This is a genomic window from Myroides gitamensis (assembly GCF_029894455.1).
Lineage (GTDB): Bacteria > Bacteroidota > Bacteroidia > Flavobacteriales > Flavobacteriaceae > Flavobacterium > Flavobacterium odoratum.
On record NZ_JARYHN010000001.1, the window covers coordinates 3,509,212 to 3,532,659 of the forward strand.

Annotated in this window: 17 protein-coding genes, 2 tRNA genes and 1 pseudogene; 8 read left to right on the forward strand and 12 right to left on the reverse strand. The window is 36.6% G+C overall.

The features are described 5' to 3' along the window. The first annotated feature begins 17 nt into the window (after window positions 1-17). Window positions 18-1,250, forward strand: coding sequence for a hypothetical protein (locus M2306_RS15580; protein ID WP_259189364.1), 1,233 nt, complete (start codon window positions 18-20; stop codon window positions 1,248-1,250). Between the two features lie 61 nt (window positions 1,251-1,311). On the opposite strand, the gene M2306_RS15585 is transcribed toward M2306_RS15580, so the two are convergent. Both M2306_RS15585 and M2306_RS15590 read right to left on the reverse strand, forming a co-directional pair. Continuing rightward, entirely contained in the window at window positions 1,312-2,982 is a 1,671-nt protein-coding gene (locus tag M2306_RS15585) for an Ig-like domain-containing domain (RefSeq protein ID WP_259189365.1), read from the reverse strand. A gap of 68 nt (window positions 2,983-3,050) precedes the next feature. Then, window positions 3,051-3,731 (reverse strand): ComF family protein, encoded by a 681-nt coding sequence (locus tag M2306_RS15590; RefSeq protein WP_259189367.1) that lies wholly within the window; start codon window positions 3,729-3,731, stop codon window positions 3,051-3,053. A 109-nt stretch (window positions 3,732-3,840) separates the two neighbouring features. Here M2306_RS15590 and M2306_RS15595 point away from each other — a divergent pair, with 109 nt between their 5' ends. The 4 genes from M2306_RS15595 to M2306_RS15610 all read left to right on the forward strand — a co-directional run bounded on the left by M2306_RS15595 (window position 3,841) and on the right by M2306_RS15610 (window position 6,570). Further along, the gene (locus M2306_RS15595) at window positions 3,841-4,032 is read left to right on the forward strand and encodes a hypothetical protein (protein ID WP_002988067.1); all 192 of its coding nucleotides are present in this window, start codon (window positions 3,841-3,843) and stop codon (window positions 4,030-4,032) included. Next, on the forward strand, window positions 4,025-4,411 hold the full coding sequence (locus M2306_RS15600; protein ID WP_259189370.1) for a YchJ family protein: 387 nt from the start codon (window positions 4,025-4,027) through the stop codon (window positions 4,409-4,411). Before M2306_RS15595 ends, M2306_RS15600 begins: the two co-directional genes overlap by 8 nt. 62 nt (window positions 4,412-4,473) lie before the next feature. Then, a complete protein-coding gene (aspA, locus tag M2306_RS15605) occupies window positions 4,474-5,880 on the forward strand; it encodes an aspartate ammonia-lyase (RefSeq protein WP_259189372.1) in 1,407 nt (468 codons plus the stop codon). 57 nt (window positions 5,881-5,937) lie between these two features. Beyond that, a complete protein-coding gene (locus tag M2306_RS15610) occupies window positions 5,938-6,570 on the forward strand; it encodes an NAD(P)H-binding protein (protein WP_259189374.1) in 633 nt (210 codons plus the stop codon). Between the two features lie 60 nt (window positions 6,571-6,630). On the opposite strand, the gene M2306_RS15615 is transcribed toward M2306_RS15610, so the two are convergent. Continuing rightward, the gene (locus tag M2306_RS15615; protein WP_259189380.1) at window positions 6,631-7,206 is read right to left on the reverse strand and encodes a YceI family protein; all 576 of its coding nucleotides are present in this window, start codon (window positions 7,204-7,206) and stop codon (window positions 6,631-6,633) included. A gap of 285 nt (window positions 7,207-7,491) precedes the next feature. Between M2306_RS15615 and M2306_RS15620 the strand changes: the two genes are divergently transcribed. After that, complete coding sequence (locus tag M2306_RS15620; protein WP_259189384.1) at window positions 7,492-7,926, forward strand: hypothetical protein; 435 nt, start codon at window positions 7,492-7,494, stop codon at window positions 7,924-7,926. A gap of 77 nt (window positions 7,927-8,003) precedes the next feature. Here the strand turns inward: M2306_RS15620 and M2306_RS15625 are convergent, their stop codons facing one another. The 8 genes and pseudogenes from M2306_RS15625 to M2306_RS15660 form a co-directional block, all read right to left on the reverse strand. Then, on the reverse strand, window positions 8,004-9,548 hold the full coding sequence (locus M2306_RS15625) for a glycine--tRNA ligase (RefSeq protein ID WP_115091935.1): 1,545 nt from the start codon (window positions 9,546-9,548) through the stop codon (window positions 8,004-8,006). A gap of 86 nt (window positions 9,549-9,634) precedes the next feature. Beyond that, the gene (gene blaTUS, locus M2306_RS15630) at window positions 9,635-10,381 is read right to left on the reverse strand and encodes a TUS family subclass B1 metallo-beta-lactamase (protein WP_259189385.1); all 747 of its coding nucleotides are present in this window, start codon (window positions 10,379-10,381) and stop codon (window positions 9,635-9,637) included. 238 nt (window positions 10,382-10,619) lie between these two features. Further along, window positions 10,620-11,783, reverse strand: a complete 1,164-nt coding sequence (locus M2306_RS15635) for an efflux RND transporter periplasmic adaptor subunit (RefSeq protein ID WP_259189387.1) — start codon at window positions 11,781-11,783, stop codon at window positions 10,620-10,622. A 4-nt stretch (window positions 11,784-11,787) separates the two neighbouring features. Continuing rightward, the gene (locus M2306_RS15640) at window positions 11,788-16,146 is read right to left on the reverse strand and encodes a CusA/CzcA family heavy metal efflux RND transporter (RefSeq protein WP_259189393.1); all 4,359 of its coding nucleotides are present in this window, start codon (window positions 16,144-16,146) and stop codon (window positions 11,788-11,790) included. Window positions 16,147-16,370: 224 nt separating this feature from the next. Beyond that, window positions 16,371-16,748, reverse strand: coding sequence for a hypothetical protein (locus tag M2306_RS15645; protein WP_259189395.1), 378 nt, complete (start codon window positions 16,746-16,748; stop codon window positions 16,371-16,373). Between the two features lie 179 nt (window positions 16,749-16,927). Continuing rightward, window positions 16,928-17,296, reverse strand: a complete 369-nt coding sequence (locus M2306_RS15650; RefSeq protein ID WP_259189397.1) for a DUF3040 domain-containing protein — start codon at window positions 17,294-17,296, stop codon at window positions 16,928-16,930. Window positions 17,297-17,439: 143 nt separating this feature from the next. Further along, window positions 17,440-18,484 (reverse strand): annotated as a pseudogene (thiL, locus tag M2306_RS15655) (thiamine-phosphate kinase). A gap of 142 nt (window positions 18,485-18,626) precedes the next feature. Next, window positions 18,627-21,866 carry a glycosyltransferase family 117 protein gene (locus tag M2306_RS15660; protein WP_259189399.1) on the reverse strand — a complete coding sequence of 1,080 codons (3,240 nt, stop codon included), beginning with the start codon at window positions 21,864-21,866 and terminating at the stop codon, window positions 18,627-18,629. A gap of 177 nt (window positions 21,867-22,043) precedes the next feature. Between M2306_RS15660 and M2306_RS15665 the strand changes: the two genes are divergently transcribed. Continuing rightward, window positions 22,044-22,114: transfer RNA gene (locus tag M2306_RS15665), tRNA-Gln, on the forward strand. A 386-nt stretch (window positions 22,115-22,500) separates the two neighbouring features. Next, a tRNA-Gln gene (locus tag M2306_RS15670) sits at window positions 22,501-22,571 on the forward strand. Window positions 22,572-22,658: 87 nt separating this feature from the next. On the opposite strand, the gene M2306_RS15675 is transcribed toward M2306_RS15670, so the two are convergent. Continuing rightward, entirely contained in the window at window positions 22,659-23,438 is a 780-nt protein-coding gene (locus M2306_RS15675; RefSeq protein WP_002988025.1) for an enoyl-CoA hydratase/isomerase family protein, read from the reverse strand. Window positions 23,439-23,448 lie beyond the last annotated feature (10 nt).

Genomic DNA, 23,448 nt, shown 5'->3' on the forward strand with positions numbered 1-23,448 from the left:
AATTAAAAGAGTTACACATGAAAAAAATACACAATATAGCAGTAGCTTGGATGGTAGGGAGTACTTGTTTGCTGAGTATGTCATCTGGATATGCCCAAACTAAAATGTATAAGGCCAGTCTTCCTCCTGTAACAACGAGTGGATATTATTCGATTGAATTGGATAATCGATTAGTAGGGAATGCTACAACAGATTTGTCCAATCTTCGTATTTTTAAACAAGAACAAGGAGAAGCTATTGAAGTTCCTTACTTTATTCGGGCAGTACAGCCAACGTCTAAAGAAACGAAGATGGTTGAGTACCCTTTGATGGATCGCGTAGAAAGGGATAGCATCAATCGCTTTGTTATTCACAACCCAGAAGAAAAAAAAATCACCGATTTTTATGTTACTATAAATAAAGCAGATGTTGCAATTACGGCTTCAGTAAGGGGAAGTAACAACAAGCAAGATTGGTTTATTGTCAAACAGAAAACACCTATTTATACCTATACCTCGTCCGAAAGAGAAGAGGAAACCTTGTTTGTTTCTATTCCCGAAGGACGTTATCCTTATTATGAGATGGAGCTGATTAACAATCAGTCAACTCCTTTGAAAGTAAATAAAGTAAGTACAGTAGTTGGGACAAAGACGTATGGTCAATTTAGCCCAATGCTGTTGCAATATGATAAGAGTATAACCGATTCGAAAGAGAAAAAAACGATAGTGTCGTTCGTTCCTCAGGAGTTGAACTATAAATTAAATAAAGTAGTACTAGAGGTGGAATCACCGCGAGATTACTACCGCAAGGCTGTTTTAAGAGATTCTGTAACGAAAGTAGCTGTTCCGCTTGTACTCTCTTCTAAACAAAGAAATGAGTGGGTTTTGAATGATGTATTAGTTCAGAATCCCTATATAGAAATTGAGAATGGGAATAATATCTCGCTTACCATCCAATCGGTCCAACTCTATTCCTTAACTCGATTTGCTACAGCCTATCTTGAGGCAAATGAAAGTTATGACATAGAAGTCAATAGTGCAACAAAAGGCTCACCCGAATACGATATCACTTATTTTAAAAATGATATCCCTTCGAATTTACCTCTCGTTCAGACGCAAGAGTTTAAGGTTGTAACAGCGGTAAAAGAAGAAGCGAATGAAGAGCAAAGCAATCGAGATCGCCTAAATAAGATACTATGGGCGGTCTTAATTGTTGTCGGATTATTTATTGTCTATATCTGCTATAAAACCTTTCAGAAATTAGAGAAATAAAAGAAGAAAGATCTAGAAACAAAAAGCAGCAGTCAACTACAAGTGACTGCTGCTTTTTGTTTTATCTCTTAGCTGGTTTTTTATTCGGTTTCGTCGGATTGGTTGACGTTTTCTGTTTAGGAACAGCTAATAAATCTATATCTTGATTGATATCCCAGTTTGCGCGAACATCAATCGGTTCGTCTGTGTAAAAGGTTTCCTCCGGTTGACGTCTATCCCAATAGTATCCCGTATCCCATTTGCCATTTTCATTGTCGTCATAAACGATACGCACATAATATTTACGCGGTGGTAATAAATCAAAGATGACCGTTTGCGGTTCTTTGATGATTTGCGTTGCATATACTTTTTCTTGTTCGTCAATCAGTTCTACAATGATCGGATAGCGTTTAACCGATTTTAAACTGAGATTTAAATTTCCATAATCACTGTGCTTGGTTGTTTTCAACGCGTAGCTTAGCGTATCGTTAGCATAGCCAAAAACATCTGTTAAGGCTTGAGGTAACAATTGAATGGCATATAATTCTTCTTGATTTTTCTCAAATAGTAAGGCTACTTTTTGCTCGTCTAATATTTCTTGAACTTCAAAAGCAACAGGAAGAGAATCCTTGTTGATAATTTGAATCAAATTCTTATTTACGGTCGCAATAGGTGTGGTTGTTTTTAAGGTGAAATCTTCCTTGAAGTCAATGTTATTATTCTTCGCTGTCACACTTAAAGTATCAATTTCCTTCATTTTTGCACGAGGACGTACTGTAAAGGTCTCCAAATAATCTTCTTTGCTAACAGCAATATGAAGTGAATCTGCAATGACCTTAGGGAACCAAACCTGAAGGGAATCTTTTCCTTCTAGTGGTGTATATACGCTTTGGATTAAACTATCATTTTTAGATACTTTAATTTTTACTCCCTCTTTATTACCTTTATAAGGCAAGTACCATTTGTTTTCAGAAATTTGAGCAGGGCGTTTAGCCACAAACTTTTCTTCTGATTTGAATAGTACTAGATTGTATTTTTTATCTGTAGGAATTACAATCGTGTCCAAGATAAAAGCAATCTTATCTTGATCGGAGTTGAACATATACGTATTCGTTTTTTGTTTTAACGCAACAGCATAATATGTTCCTGCTTTGATATTTTCAATAGAAAAAGTCGTTAGAGAATCCAGTGTATTGGTGATATACAAGGGTTTCTCTTTGTAAACGGTTGAATCTTTAAATGTCGCAGCATCATATAACATAACATTGACAAAGTTGTCTGTTTTTAATTTATGAGCAGATTGTATGGTTCCTTCTAATTTTAGTGAATCAATATAAGTTCCGGTTGAGAAAATATATTTAAATTGAGGTAATACATTTCCTTCGTTATTATCTGTTATGGCATCTCCAAAATTGAAACTATAAGTCGTATTGGGATATAGTGTATCCTTAAGCTTAATTGTCATGACCTTTTTCGGACTTCCCATAGGTGAAATATCAGGATTGTTCTTCAACGGTGGAGAAACAATTAAATTCTGATTGGCATTTTTTAATTTGATGAATTCATCAAACTCAATTCTAATTTCATCCTTATCAAAGTTGATCGAATAATTTTCAGGATAACTTTTTAATACGACAGGAGGTAAGGTGTCCATCGGTCCACCAGAAATATAGCCTCTTTTAGCACAATTAGAAAAACAGGTTACGCATAAAATGAGTAAACAAGTAAAAAAATAAAGACGAAACTTCGACATAGTTTTGTTTTGAAAAGACAAAGTAACAATTATATTTTTTACTTAGAAAATATCAGCCCCTAAAAACTTTATTTTGTGTATGCTAAACACAAAATACTCACCTTGCTATCAGGGATTTGTAATAAAAGCCTTGCACAAGTTTCCAAGGTGCTTCCTGTGGTTAGAATGTCATCCAGTAGCAAAAAGTGTTTTCCTGTTAGATCAGCGGTGGATTGCAATTGAAAAACCATAGGCTTCGCTTGTATGCGTTCTTGAAAGCTCTTTGTTGTTTGTGAGGCTGTTTGTTTTGCTTTGATTAAGACGGATGAATGGAGTGGGACTTGAAACCGCTGACTTAAGGCTTTAGCAAATCCATCTACTTGATTGTAACCCCGTTGACGTAGCTTTTTTCGATGCAAGGGCACGGGAACAATAAAATCGACCAAAGGAAACGCCTGGGTTTCCGCGAGAAATTCTGCATATAAACGACCAAGAGTAAAACCAATTGCTGGTTGGTTGTTGTATTTCAATTGATGAAGGAGATTGGAAACAATGCCATTTTTAGCGTAGTATAACAAACAACTTGCTTGCTGAATTTTGACTTTGCCATAAAATTTTCCCATGGCTTCGTTTTCGGTATGCAAATGTTGGTTGGTAAAGGGCAAGGCTGCGCGACAAGCTGTACATAGCAATTCTTCTTGGGTCAAGAGAATGGTAAAACAACCAGAGCAGCATTTCGGAAAAAGGAGATTGACGAGGTCTTTGAACATAAAAAGGGGGTTTGTTGACTTAAAAATAACAGAAATCGGAGGAATAAAAAACCACTTTAAATGAAAGCAACCAATATCTTTGTAATGTATAAGCAAAAAGTAAAACTGTATGGAAAAGTTAATAATCATCTTAAAGCAAATGGTGGATCAAGGAAAACACGTAGAAGCTCGAAGATTAGCAGAAGAGATACAAGTACGATTAAAGATGATGATTGATTGTGCTGAAACAGATGAAGAATTGGTGCGTTTTGCCAAGATGCAAAAGATTGTAGGCGATTTACAACAACAACTAGATGCTTAACGATATGGAATGTCCTTGTGGTAGTGAACACAAATTAGCGGACTGTTGTATGCCTTTTCTTCAAGGAACACAGTATCCAACAACGGCAGAAGCTTTAATGCGTTCCAGATATACAGCGTATGTAGTAGCGAATGCAAAGTATTTGATTGATACGACACATCCGCGAACCCGTCATCTGTATAGTAAAAAATCTATTTTGCAATGGGCCAGTGAAAATCAATGGTTGCGATTAGAAATTGAATCAGCCTCCGCTTTACAAGTTGTATTTCGCGCCTATTTCAAAGACGCAAAGGGACAGGATCACCAACATTATGAAAATTCAACCTTTGAATTTTTAGGTGAAAAACTGTACTATGTGTCGGGTACTTTTGAAGAGTAGTACAATCCTAGATTAGGATGCAAAAGAATAAATCAAAGTAGTGTAAGCAAAGAAAAAAAGTCATGAAACAAACAAGAATTGAAAGTGATTTGCTAGGAGAAATCGAAGTTCCTATTAATGCCTATTACGGTGTGCAAACCCAAAGAGCCATTGCTAATTTTGCAATTTCGAAGCAAAAGTTAGCGGATTATCCGTCTTTTATTAAAGGATTGGCATTGGTAAAATGGGCGGCAGCTAAGACTAATTATGAACTTCAACTCTTAGATTCAACAATATATCAAGCCATTGAAACTGCTTGTAAAGAATTAGTAGACGGTCAATTCCATCAAGATTTTCCTATTGATATGATTCAAGGGGGAGCAGGAACGTCTACGAATATGAATGCCAATGAAGTGATTGCTAATCGCGCTTTGGAAATTTTAGGTCATGCTAAAGGAGAATATCAGTATTGTTCACCGAATGATCACGTGAATTTATCTCAATCTACGAATGATGCTTATCCAACGGCATTTAAAGTGGCGTTATTTGAGATGAATCAACGTGTTGTATTGAGTTTAAAAACGCTCGTTCAAGCCTTAGAAGAAAAAGAGGTCGCGTTTCAAGAGATTCTTAAAATGGGACGTACGCAATTGCAAGATGCTGTTCCGATGACCTTAGGACAAGAGTTCGGCGCTTTTGCATTTACGTTAGCCCGTGAAATCAATAAATTAGAAGAAGCGAGTCTTTCGTTTTTAGAAATTAATATGGGAGCGACGGCTATTGGAACAGGACTAAATGCAGTTCCAGGGTATGCGACTTTATGTGCTCAGAATTTAGGAGAGCTGATGCAGCAACCTGTAGTTTCAGCAGCTAATTTAATTGAAGCAACATCGGATACAAGTGGATTGGTCGCGTATTCTAATGCGTTGAAAAAAGTTGCCATTAAGTTATCAAAAATGTGTAATGATTTGCGTTTACTATCTTCTGGACCGCGCACGGGATTGGCTGAAATTCAATTACCTGCGATGCAACCAGGGTCTTCTATTATGCCAGGAAAAGTAAATCCTGTTATTCCAGAGGTTGTGAATCAGGTGTGTTTTAAAGTAATCGGAAATGATATGACAATTACGATGGCTTCGGAAGCTGCACAGTTGCAATTGAATGTAATGGAACCTGTTTTGGTACATAGTTTGATGGAATCTATGGAATGGATGATTCAAGCCATGGATACTTTACAAGAGAAGTGTATCAAAGGAATTCAAGCAAATGCGGATCATACAAAAGAACAAGTATTACAGAGCATCGGCATTGTGACTGCTTTAAATCCTTACATTGGATATAAAGCGAGTACCAAAATTGCCAAAGAAGCACTGGAAACAGGAAAAGGGGTCTATGATCTAATCCTCGCTCATCAGTTGATGACTAAAGAGCAATTGGATGAACTATTGGATCCGAAACACATGCTTGCACCACATGGAGTAACCAAGTAAGTGTAAGAAAATGTAAAAAGAAATCAATCGTTTTAGTTTTTTTTGTAAATTACTAGTATGAGAGCTGTAATTATTGGCGCTACAGGAGCCGTTGGAAAAGTATTAGTCCGTCAACTATTGTGTGACGAGCGCTATCATTTTGTCGAAATTTTTGTACGTAGCCCTTGGGATATTCAACATCCTAAGCTGATTTGTCACGTCGTAGATTTTGAACAAATGGGACAATGGCATCATCTCATTGAAGGGGATGTTGCTTTTAGTTGTTTAGGAACAACGAAGAAGCAAGCAGGAGGAAAAGCAGCACAATGGCATATCGACTATGATTATGTGGTTCAATTTGCTAAGTATTGCAAGGTTAAGTCAATCGAAACTTTCGTTTTGGTTTCATCCAAAGGAGCAGATTATCGCAGTAAGGTATTTTATCTTTACCTGAAAGGCAGAATCGAACAAGCGATTGCCCAATTGCATTTTAGCCGTACCATTATCATCCGACCAAGTTCGCTAATCCGACCGAATTCTGATCGTGGTGGTGAAAAAATAGGCGTAAAGGTATTGCAGTTTCTCAATCGATTGGGTTTGTTTAAATCATATAGCCCAGTGGCCGTTTCTAAAGTAGCTGATCGCATTCGAAATGAAGCTGTAGAACACGTGACGTATAATTTAGTTGTCATTGAAAATGATGAAATATAACATAGAAAAAGGGTTTGCTATCAATAGCAAACCCTTTTCATTTTAAAGATATATAAAGGATTAGTTAGCCTTACTGAATTCTAAATTCACTGTAATATCAATCTCTTTTCCAATAGCTTGTCCTGTTGGATCATACGCTACATCAAAGTCAAAACGGTTGATTGTTGTTGTCGCTTGAAAACCAAGTTTTGTATTTCCATTTCCATCATCTGCTAATAAACCACCGTATACTAATCGGAAGGTTACAGGTTTTGTGATATTTTTAATTGTTAAGTTTCCTACTAGTTCATATTTATCTTTTCCTGTTTTCTTGATTGATTTCGTGTCAAATTTCATTGAATTGAATTTTGCAGTATCAAAAAAGTCCGCCGATTTTAAGTGGTTATCGCGCATTTCAACACCTGTATCGATGCTGTTTGCATCTACAGTAAAACTGAAAGTCCCTTTTGTCAAATCTTCAGGGTTTCCTATAAACGTTCCTTCATATTTTTCGAATTTTCCGTCAACAAAAGAAATACCTAAGTGTTTTACTGAAAAGTTTAGGAACGAGTGCATCGGGTCAACATTCCATTTCGTTTGTGCAAATGAAGTAACTGAGAATAAGGTAGCTACAACGAGTAAAGCTAATTTTTTCATATCTATTATATTTTGTGATTATCAATAATACAAAGATAGGGATGTTCTGATTAATAGAGACTTAACCTACATTAAGAATGAAAATCCATCCTAAGTATCGGATACAATAAGCTTGTGAAATGAAATATTGGTATTGTTTTTGATTTTTAATTGAGATAATTTTTAAAAACAAATGATTTTTTTGGTTATAAATGACATTAATGATGGAATGGGATTAGGAGGAGGTTATACCCGTTCTAAGGCTGAAGTTTTTAAAGTAAGTGAAGGAATTAAAAATGTAACAAAATGGTTGGAATAAATAGGGTAAAAAAAATAGGGGTTTTCAGTGTATTACTATTGTTCTCGTCTTGTTTGAAAGGAGATTGCGAGATAGATAAGAAATATGCATTAGCTGTTGAGTGCTTGCAAATTATAACGCAGCGTCCTTCGTCTAGTGCATATAATTTAAAATCGGAGGGAATACATTTATTCACCAAGAGAAAATGTATTTGTATAGATGAAACGCGGTGGTTAGGGAATTATTCGGAATTATTAGAAATAGGTGATACTATTATCAAGAGAAAAGGAGAATTGCGTTTTTCATTTCACAAAAAAGATACCATTATTACAGTAGATTGGCGATGTGAAGAACCCGATGTCTCTGAAATACGCATCAGAGGGGAGGTGATAGCTGATTTAACGGTGCAGCAATTAAGGGATTGGAAAATGAATAAGCGATAATCAACGGAGTGTATAAAGAAAAAAAGGTTCCTCAACCAAATGTTGAGGAACCTTTTATATGGAATAACAATGATGGATTACATCATTTTTTTTAACCAATTTCTCATTGATACTTCTTCGTTGATGATATTGCGTAAATCTGCAATTGCAACGCGATCTTGTTTCATTGTATCTCTGTGGCGAATCGTAACCGTTTTATCTTCTAATGTTTGGTGATCCACTGTAATACAGAAAGGAGTTCCCAAAGCATCTGCACGGCGGTAACGACGTCCTACAGCATCTTTTTCATCATAAGCGACATTGAAATCCCATTTCAAGTCTTCGATAATCTCTTGTGCAATTTCTGGTAAACCATCTTTTTTCAGTAGAGGGAAGATTGCTGCTTTTGTTGGTGCTAATACTGCAGGTAATTTCAATACGGTTCTTGTTGTTCCATCTTCTAAAGTCTCTTCTTGAAGTGATTTAGAGAAGATAGATAAGAACATACGATCCAATCCTACTGATGTTTCTACAACATAAGGAACATAAGATGAATTGGTTTCGTTATCAAAGAACTGTAATTTTTTACCTGAGAATTGTTCGTGTGCTTTTAAGTCAAAGTCTGTACGCGAGTGAATTCCTTCTAATTCTTTAAATCCGAATGGGAAGTTGAATTCAATATCGGTTGCAGCATTGGCATAGTGTGCTAACTTTTCGTGATCGTGGTAGCGGTAGTTTTCTGCTCCCATTCCTAAAGATAAATGCCATTTTAAACGCGTATCTTTCCAATACTCGTAATATTTCATTTCCTCTCCTGGTTTCACGAAGAATTGCATTTCCATTTGCTCAAATTCACGCATACGGAAAATGAATTGACGTGCTACGATTTCATTACGGAATGCTTTTCCTGTTTGGGCAATACCAAAAGGAATTTTCATACGTCCCGTTTTTTGAACGTTTAAGAAGTTTACAAAAATACCTTGAGCTGTTTCAGGGCGTAGATATAAATCCATTGCCGTATCTGCAGAAGCCCCTAATTTTGTACCAAACATCAAGTTGAATTGACGTACTTCCGTCCAGTTTTTAGAACCTGTATCAGGATCAGCGATTTCTAACTCTTCGATAAGTGCTTTTACATCAGCCAAATCTCCTGTATCTAAACCGCGAGCCATACGCTCTAAAATTTCTTTTTTCTTTGCGTAGTATTCTACAACGCGTGGATTAGTCGCAACGAATTGCTCTTCATCAAAAGCTTCTCCAAAGCGCTTTTTCGCTTTTTCAATTTCTTTTAATGCTTTTTGGTGTAATTTTTCACAGTAGTCTTCAATTAAAACGTCTGCTCTATATCTTTTTTTACTGTCTTTATTGTCAATTAAAGGATCATTGAATGCATCAACGTGACCTGAAGCCTTCCAAGTGGTTGGATGCATAAAGATTGAGGCATCAATTCCTACAATATTTTCGTGCATTTGTACCATGGATTTCCACCAGTACTCTCTAATATTTCTCTTTAATTCTACACCGTTTTGAGCATAGTCATATACTGCGCTTAAACCATCGTATATTTCGCTAGATGGAAAAATGTATCCATACTCTTTTGCGTGCGAAATAACATTCTTAAAAATATCATCTTGTTTTGCCATAGTGCAAAAGTAATAAAAGACTTTAAGATTAAAAACTTCACCACAAGCTATTTGCTGTTAATAATCTTAAGTTTATTGGGTTACTATTATAATTGCTTGTTGTTCTTTAATTTTTGTGTCTGATAAGCCGATAAGATACGCGCTGTATTTTCAAGATGACCAGATGTATTCCAAGCATCATGCCCTGGAATAATCACTTTGGCCTTTTTGAATTTGCGCTTTACGGCATTGATTGTCGCAGGCCAAGCCTCTACATTGCCATCGACGATGTTGCCGATAGTCGTTGCCTCTGCACTTTTAATCAAACAACCACCGTATAAAATCGCTTCTTCTGGAAACCAAACCACCGTATTATCTTTACTATGACCTTCGCCCAAGAAGTATACCTCTATTTTTTCGTTGCCCAAGTTGAACTGCTTTGTTGAACCAAAAGTAAAAGTCGCTTGCGGCTCATTGCGCTGTTTTAAGATTTCGTTGGTCAAAGCATAAGTATAGGTTTCTGCTCCAGCTTTATTGAAATAATCCAGTCCACCCGAACGATCTTCGTGGAAGTGTGTGGTAATGACCCATTTTATTTCTTTGTTATGTTCACGTCTAATATGTTCTACTAAAGGAACATACTGATCTTTATCCCAAGGGGTATCAATGAGAATTACTCCTTCATCTGTCACTACATACAAGGCATTGGAAGAATATTCGACCCCTTGAAATACTTGGTAGGTCGTATAGACATAGATATGATCGTTTAACGGTTCAATCTTTAATTTATCCGATTGCGGATAGACCAAAGTGGAGAAAATCAGTAAAAACAAACTGCTAAAGTAGTGGTACATAAATGGAACTTAAATTAGAAATAGAAAAATAAAACTGATGCCTTGTTTTGGATAATGGATAAGAGAGTACAAAAAATAACCAACAAGGAGGTGTTTTCTTGCGTAAGTGTCTTATGGGAACAAAAATAAGAAAATCGTTTAAGATTTGAAACTGCAGGAAAAGCATTTTTGAGCGAAATTTAGATGATTTATTGTATTAAATCATAAAAAAAGTCCAGCCTAAGCTGGACTTTTCGTTTTATTCTTCGTCTTCTGTATTTCTTAATTTCATGAGCAAGGTATAAGCTCCTTTCGAAACAATGGTTTTATTGGTTAGTGCATCTGCATGAAGAATAGCCGTGAACCCATCTTCAGTTTCTCCAACTTCAACAGCAGTTAATTGATAGGTTTGTTTACCTGTTACCACAAAAACAAAGTGTTTTCCTTCAAAATAGACTACACTTTCTTCTGGTAAGGCCTTGGTTAAGGAAGAATGCGTGTCAATTTCTGCATTCATATACATTCCTGGTAAAAGGTTTTTTTCAAAATTTTCAAAATGACAGTGTACTTCAGATGTTCCCTCTGTATTGACATCCATGCTAATGAGTACAATTTCTCCTTCGTATTTCTTCGTTGGATTATTGTTCGTAAAACTTACCACGCGTTGTCCTACTTCTAGTTTGTCTAAGTCTTTTTCATAGACTTTTAGATTTAAATGAATATCTGTGGGGTCAATGAGTTCAAACATGACATCCGATGGGGTAACATATTTACCGATGTTCACATAAGTATTACTTACAAAACCATTGATTGGACTGTAAATAGCGATAGATCGACTAATTGAATTGTACGTCAAGGTATTGGGATTGATGTTAATCAAACTCAACTGTTGTCCTAAGGCATTCATCGCAATGCGCTGAGTATTCATTTCTGCCTGGGCTTGTTGCATGACTTTATCACTACTAGCTTGACTTGCATTTAGGTCTTTCTGGCGTTGGTAATCCAATTTTGCAAATTCATACTTGTCTTTAGCGATGAGGTAATTTTGTTGCAATTCAATATAACGCGGATCTTCCATAATGGCAATTTGCTCGCCTTTTTTGATGTGCATACCAGGCATTAATTTGGTTTGCTTGATATAACCGCCTAGTGGATTGGTTACCGAGATTAAATTTTGTGGGGGAACATCAATTTTCCCATTTAATTTCAACACGGTTGCAATGGTGCGTTCTTGAATTTTTGTGGTTTCTAAATCAACGTGCTTGAGTTGAGCATCCGTTAATTGTACGATATCCGTTTCTTCTTGAATTTCTATTTCTGTTGTAGTCGTTTCTTTGTCTTTGCATTGAATGAACACAGTGGATAAGGATAGACCTACCATTACAATAGAAAATCGACGAATAGTTTTATATAAGATAGACATAAGGCTAGTTATTTGAAGTTAGATAATTGATTTGGATGACTGTATCATTGTATGCTTTCAATGAATCAAAGTAGTTGCTTAACAGTTCTAAGGCTTGATTGGTCAGCATTACATATTCAAGATAGTTGATCTCTCCATTGACGAATTGCAATTCTGCCGTTTTCATAATCACATCAGCGCCTTTTGGGGCCTGTTGTTCATAACTTGCTAGTATTTGTTGACTACTGTTGAGGGTTATCAACAATTGTTGATAACGATTGACTATATTTTGTTTGGTCATCGTTAATTCCGCTTCTGCTACTTTTTCTGCTTCTTTGGAAGCGCGTATTCTTCCCTTTTGACCAAAATCAAAGAGCGGTAAGGTTAAACCAACCTGAAAAGCATGAAAACGATCCTTGCGATTGTAATACACATCATTGGCTGCTAATCCCATAAAACTGCTGTTGTTATAGACCAACTGAATCGTAGGTAATAACTTTGATCGCTCTAACTGGGTTTGCGCCTGTGCGATTATGCTATTTTGTTCTGCTATCTTTAGCTGTGGATTATAATCAAGGTCTTGCTCTAATCCTAATAACTCTACTTTGTTTCCGTCCAATACAGGAAGCAAATCCTCTTCCGTGTTGAGTAAATACTTCAATTGCAATTTAGCTAAACTCTTCGCTTGCGCTATTTCACCTAGTTGCATTTGAATTTTAATCAATTGATTTTTAGCTGTGGTTTGTTCTAACACTGTACTTTCTCCTTTTTGAAAGCGCAACGTCGCTTTGTTGTAAAAAGAGGTATACATACTATCTGCTTGATGTAGCAACTGTTCTTTTTCATTCCAATAGAAATAATCGAAAAAACTTTGTGTAACTTCTTTTTTGATTTCAACTGTTTTGAGCTCTAAATCGAAAATACTCTTTTGCCATGTTTTCTGATAGACCTTTTTTTGCTTGTTGTAAATCGTTGGAAAAGCAATATCCTGACTGATGCTAAATTTGTTATCCGTATAAGGACCGTTAATCTGTCCGAATTCACCTGCCACTGTTGTTTGTGGAAGGTCCGTGGCTGTATGGATAAACGCTTTGGCAAAGGCAGTGCGCAATTGTTCTGTGCGAATGGCGTGGTTGTTGACCATCGCGCGTTCAATCGCATCGTCTAAGCCGATTGGAGTTTGAGCAAAGGTTTGGTTTGCTGTTAAGAATAGTAAACCAATCATTACTGCTAGCGTGCTTCCTTTTTTCTTTTTGAAGAATGAAAAGTTCAGCTTTTGTTCAAAAGTGATATATAATAAAGGCAAAATAAATAAAGTTAAGAAAGTGGCGAGGATTAATCCTCCAATTACTACGGTTGCCAAAGGGCGTTGTACTTCCGCTCCAGCGCCATTACTTAGCGCCATAGGTAGAAACCCAAAGGAAGCTACAGAAGCAGTCATCAAAACTGGACGCAAACGACTTTTTGCTCCGCGAACAACGACGTATACAATATTGGTGTTCCCTGATTTTCGCAAGCGGTTGAATTCAGCAATTAATACAATCCCGTTTAATACGGCAACTCCAAATAAGGCAATAAAACCAACCCCCGCACTGATACTAAAAGGCATGCCTCTTAATGCGAGTAGAAATACACCTCCAATAATAGAGAGCGGAATGGCAGTGAAAATCATCAAACATTCTTTGATATCGCGGAAAGCAAAGAACAGCAAGACAAAGATGAGCACTAAGGCCAAAGGAACGGCAATAGCTAAGCGTTCTTTTGCTTCGTTTAGATTTTCAAATTGCCCACCGTAGGTAATGCGATAACCCGTAGGAATTGTAATTTTTGCTTCTACTTTTTGTTGTAATTCTTCAACAATACTCTGAACATCACGGCCTTTTACGTTGAAACCAACAAAAATACGACGTTGTGCATTTTCACGTTGAATTTGATTCGGCCCTTCTTTGATGTCAACTGAAGCCAATTGACTCAACGGAATTTGTGCTCCGGATGGAGTAGGGATTAGGATATTGCGGATTTGTTGAATGTCTTTTTTACTCTTTTCATTCATACGCACCACAATGTCAAATCGCTTCTCGCCTTCATACACCATACCTGTACTTTGTCCCGCTAAGGAAGTATTGACAATGCGATTGACGTCACTAATAGACAAGCGATGGCGAGCAATAGCTGCACGATCATATTCAATTAGTAATTGCGGCATTCCTGTGATTGGCTCTACATATAGGTTTGTTGCACCTGAAATGGTATTGATGATTTGCCCAATTTGATTGGCAGTTGTCGCTAAGGTGTCTAAATTATCTCCAAATACTTTGACTACAACATCTTGTCTAGCTCCTGTCATAAGCTCATTGAAGCGCATTTGCACAGGAAATTGGAAACCAACGGTAATTCCAGGAACTTCTTCTAGTGCATGTGTCATCTTTTCTGCTAATTCAGGAAAAGAAGAAGCTGAAGTCCATTCTTTTTTATCTTTCAGGATAACCATCATATCTCCTGCTTCCATCGGCATGGGATCGGTTGGTACTTCACTGTTTCCAATTTTGGTCACTACTTTTTCTACTTCAGGAAATTGAGTAACTAAGATATGCACGGCTTTTTGTGTGCTTTCTATGGTTGTAGTAAGATTACTTCCATTCAATACTTTGGTATCGACTGCAAAATCTCCTTCTTCTAAGGATGGAATAAATTCACCTCCTAAGGTAGATAGGATATAGATTGCACTTACAAACAATAAACCAACGATAGCATAGATGGTTTTAGGGATTTCCAATACTTTTACTAAAGCACTTTGGTATACTTTTTCCAATTTTGCCATAAAACGATCAGCAAAATTAGGCTTCGTGCTTACTTTTCTACTCAAGACCAAGGAACTCATCATGGGTACATACGTCAAAGAGAGTAAAAATGCACCCAATAAGGCGAAAGCTACGGTTTGTGCCATAGGTTTAAACATTTTTCCTTCGATCCCTTGTAACGTTAAAATTGGAATATAAACAATAAGAATAATGATTTGTCCAAATACCGCGCTATTCATCATCTTCGATGCAGATTGCACGACGGTTTGATTCATTTCTTCTTGTTTTAGCAAGACTTTTTCTTTGAACTTATTGTTGTGACTGAATTGATGGAGGACGGCTTCTACAATGATGACGGCGCCATCGATGATTAAACCAAAATCCAATGCACCCAAACTCATGAGGTTTCCACTTACGCCAAATAAATTCATCATCGAGATGGCAAATAACATGGCTAAGGGAATAATAGAAGCGACTAATAATCCTGCACGGAAATTACCTAAGAATAAAACCAGTACTAAGACTACAATTAAGGCTCCTTCTAATAGGTTGGTTTCGACGGTTCCAATGGCGTTGTTTACCATTTTGGTACGGTCCAAGAAAGGCTCAATAACCACTCCTTTCGGAAGTGATTTTTGGATCTCAGCCACTCGGGCTTTGACATCTTGAATCACGTTGTTGCTGTTTTCACCTTTTAGCATCATGACGATTCCACCTGCCACTTCTCCTTGGTCATTATAGGTCATCGCTCCATAACGGGTAGCATGCCCAATCTGTACTTTGGCAATATCGCGAATGAGAATCGGAAATTCATTGTTTTTTGAGGTAATCGCGATATTCTCGATATCTTCTACTGTTCCGATTAATCCTTCTGAACGAATATACAATACCGTAGGCCCTTTTTCAATATAAGCGCCCCCAGTATTTTCGTTGTTTTGATTGAGGGCTTCAAAAACATCTTTGATGGTCAATCCATTTGCATCAAGCTGATTGGGGTCAATGGCAATTTCATATTGTTTTAATTTTCCTCCAAAGCTGCTCACTTCGGCTACTCCTTTTACAGCAATCAACTGACGACGGACAATCCAATCTTGAATGGATCGCAATTCCGTTAAATCAAATTGTTGTTCATATCCTTTTTCAGGGCGGACAACATATTGGTAGATTTCTCCCAATCCGGTAGAAATTGGTCCTAATTCTGGTTGCCCCACTTCTTTAGGAATGTCGTTTTGTACTTGTTGTAAACGTTCTCCTACTTGTTGTCTAGCCCAGTAGATATCAACATCTTCTTCAAATACAATGGTAATTAAAGACAAGCCGAAACGAGAAAAGCTTCGAATGCTCTTCATTCCAGGGATGTTGCTATTGGCTTGTTCTATCGGGAAGGTAACTAAGCGCTCAATATCTGTTGCTCCATAATTGGGAGCGACAGTAATTACTTGCACTTGGTTGTCTGTAATATCGGGTACAGCATCGATAGGTAATTTGGTCATTTGAAAAATACCAATACCGATTAGGCCAAGTACCATTAAGCCTATGATCAATTTATTCTTTACAGAATATTCAATTATTTTATTTAACATAATACGACTGTTGTACTCAAAAACAAGTCTCAATCCAGTAGTGAAATTCTATACATACTACAGCATCATCGTTCCTTAAACAACATGTTTGAGGAAAGACAGACTAAGGTTCATGTGAAATCACGGCACTATTGGATAAATACTGCTATTGAGTTGATACATAAATACGATACAACCACGTCATCTAACTAAAAAGTGATGGACGGGGTAAGGGTCTAGATGTATTAACAGTGTTTCGGCGGTTGCCAAATAGAGGATAAGAAACTACTTTCAAAAACGGAATCGTGAAAACTTTCCACCGGGGTATTATTCGTTGGAATTTTGATACGATCGATTTTAAGCATAGTAGGTGGGGTTGTTGCCACAAGATGAATAATGGGAGCGTGGGAAACAAAAGGTAGTTTCTCATCCGTAGGATCTCCATCTTCTTTGTGGTTATTGTCATAGTGGATTTGTAAAAATCCCCAAATACTCAAATCAGGATTTAATCCCTTGTGTTCAACATAATGCTCCACAAGCAATGGAAATTTCAACAGCTGACCAAATTCAGTTGTTGAAATCAGAAACATAAGCATAAAAAATACGGCTATTTTTCTTTTCACGACGCTTGTTATGAGTTTATTAGATGGAACAAAATTAAGTAATCTTTTCGATTTGACTGACGCAAGGTAGTAATTTGTTCAAATTCAACATAAGATTTAGCTTAATTCTAATAAAAATCTAATAATTTCTTAACGTAAAAAGCAAGGCATTAAGCCTTGCTTCTACGTGTATTTTAAATCTAGGATAGGGCAGCCGCTGTAAAAGCAAGTCCTAACAGACCTAATAAGATGAACATGATAACGAAACCAATGAGGGAAATGATTAACCCTGCGATAGCAAATCCTTTGGGTCTTCTGAAAAGACCAACAATAGAAAGAACTAATCCAACTAACCAACACAACCATCCAATAATGGGTAGCCAAGATAAAACAATGGCAACAATAGATAAGATAAATCCAGTCAATCCGATAGGGTTTTTCTCAATTGCAGGTTGATAAAGGGGAGGAGGAGGGGTTTGGTATCCACCGTTTGTAGGAGTTGTAACCGTTTCTTCTTGTTGAACTTCTATTTGGTGCTCCTGATTTTCTTCTGGGTAATTTGTGTTCATAATTGTGTGTTTTTACCCAAATTTAAAACATTTTATTAAATAGTTGTGAAAAATAGTTAATATTTTATTTTAGTTGAGGTGTTATGACGAATTAGCGCAACAAATAAGGCATAAAAAAACTGGCATTACGCCAGTTTTATCATTTACTGTAAAGCATTCCAACCTTTTGCTTTGATTGGAATTTTGGTATTGTCTCTTGTGATGAGGTGTACGCCTTCGCTTTCTTGAGTCATATGCCCAATGACTGTTAAGTTTGGATTTCCTTTGATCTTGTCATAATCCTCCATCTTAACCGTAAATAACAATTCGTAATCTTCTCCACCATTAATTGCAATGGTAGTTGAGTCAATATTGAATTCCTCACAAGTATTGATGAATTGTGGATCTAAGGGAAGCTTTTCTTCAAACAAGTTACAACCTACTTTTGATTCAGTACATAAATGCATGATTTCAGAAGATAATCCATCTGATACATCAATCATACTTGTTGGTTTTACATCCAGTTCTGGCCAATAATTGTTTGATATCAGTACGCGCTTCTGGTTTAAGCTGTCTTTCGATGATATAATCATAAGGAGACAAATCAGGTTGGTTATTTGGATTAACTAGGTATACTTGTTTCTCGCGTTCTAAAACTTGTAATCCCATATAAGCACCGCCAATATCCCCTGTAAGGACTAATAAGTCGTTATCTTGTGCGTTAGTACGGTATACTAGATCTTCTTCTTGTGCTTTTCCTAAAGCGGTTACACTGATGATTAATCCTTTTTGAGAAGAAGTAGTATCTCCGCCAATTAAATCTACTTTGTAGTAATTACAAGCTAGTGCAATTCCTTCATAGAGTTCTTCTAAGGCTTCCAACGGAAAACGATTAGAAACGGCAATGGAAACAGTTACTTGAGTAGGAACCGCATTCATCGCGCAGATATCAGATAGATTGACAACAATAGCCTTATAACCTAAGTGTTTCAATGGAGCATAAGCTAAATCGAAATGCACACCTTCAATGAGTAAATCGGTTGAAACAACAACCTTATCTCCTGTAAAGTCAAGGACAGCTCCATCATCTCCAACTCCTTTTAATGTAGAAGATTGTGTTGTAGAGAAGTTTTTGGTTAAATGCTTGATTAAGCCAAATTCACCCAATTGCTCTACTTGTGTTTTACTTTGATTTTTATTTTCAATCATAATTGTGATTCCTTTTGAAGGACAAAGTTAAGAAGAAAACTCAACTAGGCCTATATGATTTAATTTTTGCTGTGGTATAGAAAAGACAAAAGCCTTTATTATCAATGAATAAAGGCTTTTGTTTACATTATTTTTAAGAGAATTAAGCTCCTGGTTGCCCTTCCGCTTCTTCTCCTTGGTATCGTTTGAATAAATAGTTGAAATGCGTAAAATATTCGTTGAAATCGTTTTTGAATTGATTTACAGCATCCGCTTGCTTATCTTCTTCATCCACAATAGCTACTAAATTTCTCCAAATCTCTAATTCAGATAGAATTTCATACGCATAATAGTTTTGATCCTCTAAAGAAAGATTTTTGTAGTAAAACAATTTCTCCTTCGATTTTTGAGCTAACTGTTTAGCGTATCCTTGCGCTACTTTTGTCTCTCCAATTTTGTAATAGCATTCAACGAATGGGATTACTAATTGGTAATAACCGTAATATTCAATTGGCATATTAGTCATCGCCATATCTAGAATATCTTTTGCTTTAGCATTCTTGCCTTCTTCGATTAATTGTTCAGCCAAACGACTTAAATTAATGCGGTAGCTTAAAGAATTTCTACGGGTTTGAGGATCGTGGTAAATCTTATCACTTCCCATATTACCCCAGTACCATTTCTTCACAGTTTCATACATACGATCAGAATCAATGATACCCAAATCCAATGGATGTGCATTTTGCCCTGCTGATTTAATCGGTACGAGTTTGTAAATTAATCCTTGTAACTGTAAGTAGTCTTTCATCCAAACGAAATCATCATTATTAAAGCTACCTCCAGAGAAATAAATAGGTCTTTCCCATTTGTTGTTCGCGATAATATCCAACATGATTAAGCGGTGTTTATAAATCGCTTGATCCGTAATGTCAATATCAAGAGAAGGTACGATTTGATCTCTTAAATAAGGTGATACGATATTGTTTTTCGCAATCACTGCAGAATCTACAGGAAGACTGAATTTATTTGTCGGAATGAAGTGAAGGGTTGTCCCTGCTTCAGTGATTCGTTTTGTTCGTTGATCATCAGAGCGAATAACATCTAACAATAAAGATAAGTCAAAACGTTGCTCTGTTTGAGGGTCAATAAGAATAGCATCTCGTTTATTACCCACATATTGATCATGTGTAAATTTGATAGGTAACGGCTCAGAATCATACGCTTTGGCTTTCATCTGGTCAATATACCAATCTTGTGTTAGTAAACTCGTACATACCACACGAACATCCGTACGATAGCCTTCAATTTCTTGTAAATACCAAAGTGGGAAGGTGTCATTATCTCCAATAGTGAAAATAATAGCATTCGGATCACAAGAATCTAAGTACGCTCTTGCATTAGCTAAAGCAGTATAGCGATTTGAACGATCGTGATCATCCCAGTTTTGTTGTGCTAATAAGACTGGACCAGCTAGTGTACAAACACTTAGTACAACAGCGCTAGCCAGTTTAGGAGAAAGGTATCTTTTTACTCCTTCGTAGATAGAGTAAACACCAAAACCTAACCACATAGCAAAAATATAGAACGAAGGAACAACAGCATAATCGCGTTCTCTAGGTTCAAAAGGGCGTTCATTCAAGAACACTTTTAATGCTAAACTTGTAAATAAAAATAGCACTAATAGTACCCAGAACATCTTTGGATCTTTGCGGTAGTTGAATACGATACCTACAATTCCCAAGATGAAAGGCAAGAAGAAATACGTATTTCTTCCTTTGTTATTTAATACATCTGAAGGGAGATTATCTTGAGATCCTAAGCGGATTTCATCTAAGAATTTTACTCCACTTAACCAGTTTCCGTGTTCTAAATCTCCTTGTCCCTGGATATCATCTTGACGTCCAACAAAGTTCCACATCAAATATCTCCAATACATGTACCCAAATTGATAGGTAAACATATACGACATATTATCAGAGAACGACGGAACTTCGATATCTAAGGCTTGACCATATTGGCTAAAGAAATTATCTAATTCTTCTACACCAAATTCACCACTTGCTAGCTTTTGTTTAACACCTTGATCAAGGTAGATTAATTGTTCATTGTTAGTATACCCTTGCGCGATATTGAAGGTTAACGGTTTAGAATAACGCATATAGTTGACGCGGTGATTCTTATCAGTACTCCACATACGAGGTAAAAAGCCTTTGTGCTTTTCATCGAAGTTTTGTCCCGCATTTTTCCATTCGTTAACTACTACGTATTTACCTGTTTTATAATCTCTTTCGTAGTTGGGTTTATCATCTTTCCAAGGGTTGTTTTTATCTAAACCAACATAGGCTTTGGTGAAATATGAATCGTAGTAAATACTCTCATCTCCATATTGTTCACGTTGGTAATAGGCTAATAACTCTGCCGCATCGGAAGGTGTGTTTTCGTTAATTGTAACGTTGGCATTTGAACGAATAGGCAACATTAACCAAGCGGTTAATCCTACACAAACAAATACTAGCGTTAGAATTAAGGTATTGATCATTGCATATCCTTTCTTACGGGTGTAGTACAAACCAAATACCGTAACTCCAATTAAGAGGAGGAAGGCAATGATGGTTCCGCTGTTGAAAGGAAGCCCAAGCGTATTGATGGCAAAAATCTCCGTTTTTCCAAAGAAAGCTAAAAGCTTAGGGAAGAAAAATGCAAACAAAAAGAATAGGGCAGCAACAGATGCTATATTTCCAATAATAAAGTTCTTAACAGTAACTTTTTCGTATTTTTTGAAGAAGTAGAGTAGTCCAATAGAAGGAATCGTTAACAAAGCCATTAAGTGAACCCCGAATGAACATCCTGCAACAAGTCCGATTAATAATAACCAGCGATTTCCACGAGGTTGATCCATATCATCTACCCATCGTAACCCTAAATACAGAAGAATGGCAGTAAGCACCATTGCAGAAGCATAAACTTCTGATTCTACCGCATTAAACCAAAAACTATCCGTAAAACTGAAGGCTAATGATCCAATAGCCGCACTACCTAAAACCGCAATAGCGTTGGAAGTGTTCCACTCTGATGTTTTGGTTACCATCTTTTTTAAGATATTGGTCATGGACCAGAACATAAAAAGAATAGTAAAAGCACTTGAAAATACGGCTACCATATTCACAGCTAGAGCAATATGCTGCGGTGAGATAGCGAATAAAGAAAACAAGGCACCTAACATCTGATAAAAAGGAGCTCCTGGAGGGTGCCCTACTTGAAGTTTAGCAGAAGTGGCAATGTATTCTCCTGGATCCCAGAAACTAACCGTAGGTTCTACCGTCAAAGTGTAAGTGATTAATGCAACGAGGAAGCACAGCCATCCACCGATTATATTCCACTTTTTGTAGTTGAATGTTAACATATAAGAATATTCTTGGTATTTTTAATCAATATATACAAAGAAAGTCTTTTTTTATTAGATACGTGTCACATTAAAAAAAAATAATTTTGCGTTTTGTTTTTGGATAATATAAAAAAAGTGTTACTTTTGCCTCCGCAATGCAGAAGTAGATGCTACTTTTGAGTCGCAAAGTGGTACTGGCCTATGGTGTAATGGTAACACAGCTGATTTTGGTTCAGTCGTTCTAGGTTCGAGTCCTAGTAGGCCAACAGAAAGCTCCTTGATTTTTCAAGGAGCTTTTTTTTTGGTTATAAGAGATGGTTATGAGTTATGGGTTATGAGGTAAGGGTTATGAAGTTATGAGGTATGAAGTTACGAGGTATGGGTTAAGGGTGTCTTATGAGCCTAATCCTCTCACCATCCCACCACTCAACCTCTCATCGCCCTACCACTCATCGCCTCACTTCTCATCACCTCCCCCTCACAAAATAATATGTTAAAATTTATTTCGCTTTCGATTGATTATTAATGGATTGTAGTGGGAGTCGAACTTGAGCTGATATTATTCTTTCGATAATCTTTGGTAAGTACAGAAATAATGCTACTTTTGCATCCGCAATACAGAAGTAATTTACTTTTGAAAGCAAAGTGGTACTGGCCTATGGTGTAATGGTAACACAGCTGATTTTGGTTCAGTCGTTCTAGGTTCGAGTCCTAGTAGGCCAACAAAAAGCTCCTTGAATTTCAAGGAGCTTTTTTTATGACCTTGTGTGTAAATAAAAAAGGTTGGAATGTCAATTCCAACCTTTTTTTTTATCCTTTAAAATTTGGTTTTCTCTTTTCTAAGAAAGCTGTTGTACCTTCTGTAAAATCTTGTGTATTGAAACACTCCCCAAAATGTTTAATTTCTTCATGGTATCCATTTGTACCGTCTCTAAAGTTTGCATTAATCGATTTGATTGCTTTAGAAATAGCAGAAGATGAATTATTTGAAATCTTTTGCGCAATTGTTTTTGTGAAAGACAATAACTCTGCTTGCTCTACTACGTGGTTTACTAACCCATAATCCAACGCTTTCTCTGCGTTAATCATGTCAGCAGTCATAATTAATTCCATGGCACGTCCTTTACCGATTAATTGCGGTAAACGTTGTGTTCCTCCATACCCTGGAATTAAACCTAAAGTTACTTCTGGTAATCCCATTTTAGCATTTGTAGAAGCTACTCTAAAATGACAAGCCATTGCTAATTCTAATCCACCGCCTAAAGCAAATCCATTTACAGCTGCAATAATTGGTTTGGAATAGTTTTGAGCGTAATCAAATAATAATTCTTGTCCTTTTGCTGCTAACTGAGAGCCTTCGCTCACGTTAAAGCTTGAAAATTCTTTAATATCTGCACCTGCAACAAAAGCTTTTTCCCCACTTCCTGTGATAATCACAACGCGAACAGCTTTGTCTTCCTCTAATTGGATTAGCGCGCGGTGTAATTCTTCAATAGTAGGCTTGTTTAAGGCGTTTAATTTCGTTGGTCTGTTAATCGTGATGACCGATATATGATCATCCGTTTCAATTAAAATATTTTCATATTCCATATTTCTCAAA

Coding starts and splice junctions, on each gene's coding strand:
- M2306_RS15675 (WP_002988025.1), bottom strand. CDS start 23,438: ATGGAATATGAAAATATTTTAATTGAAACGGATGATCATATATCGGTC.
- M2306_RS15585 (WP_259189365.1), bottom strand. CDS start 2,982: ATGTCGAAGTTTCGTCTTTATTTTTTTACTTGTTTACTCATTTTATGC.
- M2306_RS15660 (WP_259189399.1), bottom strand. CDS start 21,866: ATGTTAACATTCAACTACAAAAAGTGGAATATAATCGGTGGATGGCTG.
- M2306_RS15600 (WP_259189370.1), top strand. CDS start 4,025: ATGCTTAACGATATGGAATGTCCTTGTGGTAGTGAACACAAATTAGCG.
- M2306_RS15595 (WP_002988067.1), top strand. CDS start 3,841: ATGGAAAAGTTAATAATCATCTTAAAGCAAATGGTGGATCAAGGAAAA.
- M2306_RS15610 (WP_259189374.1), top strand. CDS start 5,938: ATGAGAGCTGTAATTATTGGCGCTACAGGAGCCGTTGGAAAAGTATTA.
- M2306_RS15620 (WP_259189384.1), top strand. CDS start 7,492: ATGGTTGGAATAAATAGGGTAAAAAAAATAGGGGTTTTCAGTGTATTA.
- aspA (WP_259189372.1), top strand. CDS start 4,474: ATGAAACAAACAAGAATTGAAAGTGATTTGCTAGGAGAAATCGAAGTT.
- M2306_RS15625 (WP_115091935.1), bottom strand. CDS start 9,548: ATGGCAAAACAAGATGATATTTTTAAGAATGTTATTTCGCACGCAAAA.
- M2306_RS15615 (WP_259189380.1), bottom strand. CDS start 7,206: ATGAAAAAATTAGCTTTACTCGTTGTAGCTACCTTATTCTCAGTTACT.
- M2306_RS15635 (WP_259189387.1), bottom strand. CDS start 11,783: ATGTCTATCTTATATAAAACTATTCGTCGATTTTCTATTGTAATGGTA.
- M2306_RS15640 (WP_259189393.1), bottom strand. CDS start 16,146: ATGTTAAATAAAATAATTGAATATTCTGTAAAGAATAAATTGATCATA.
- blaTUS (WP_259189385.1), bottom strand. CDS start 10,381: ATGTACCACTACTTTAGCAGTTTGTTTTTACTGATTTTCTCCACTTTG.
- M2306_RS15650 (WP_259189397.1), bottom strand. CDS start 17,296: ATGAACACAAATTACCCAGAAGAAAATCAGGAGCACCAAATAGAAGTT.
- M2306_RS15580 (WP_259189364.1), top strand. CDS start 18: ATGAAAAAAATACACAATATAGCAGTAGCTTGGATGGTAGGGAGTACT.
- M2306_RS15590 (WP_259189367.1), bottom strand. CDS start 3,731: ATGTTCAAAGACCTCGTCAATCTCCTTTTTCCGAAATGCTGCTCTGGT.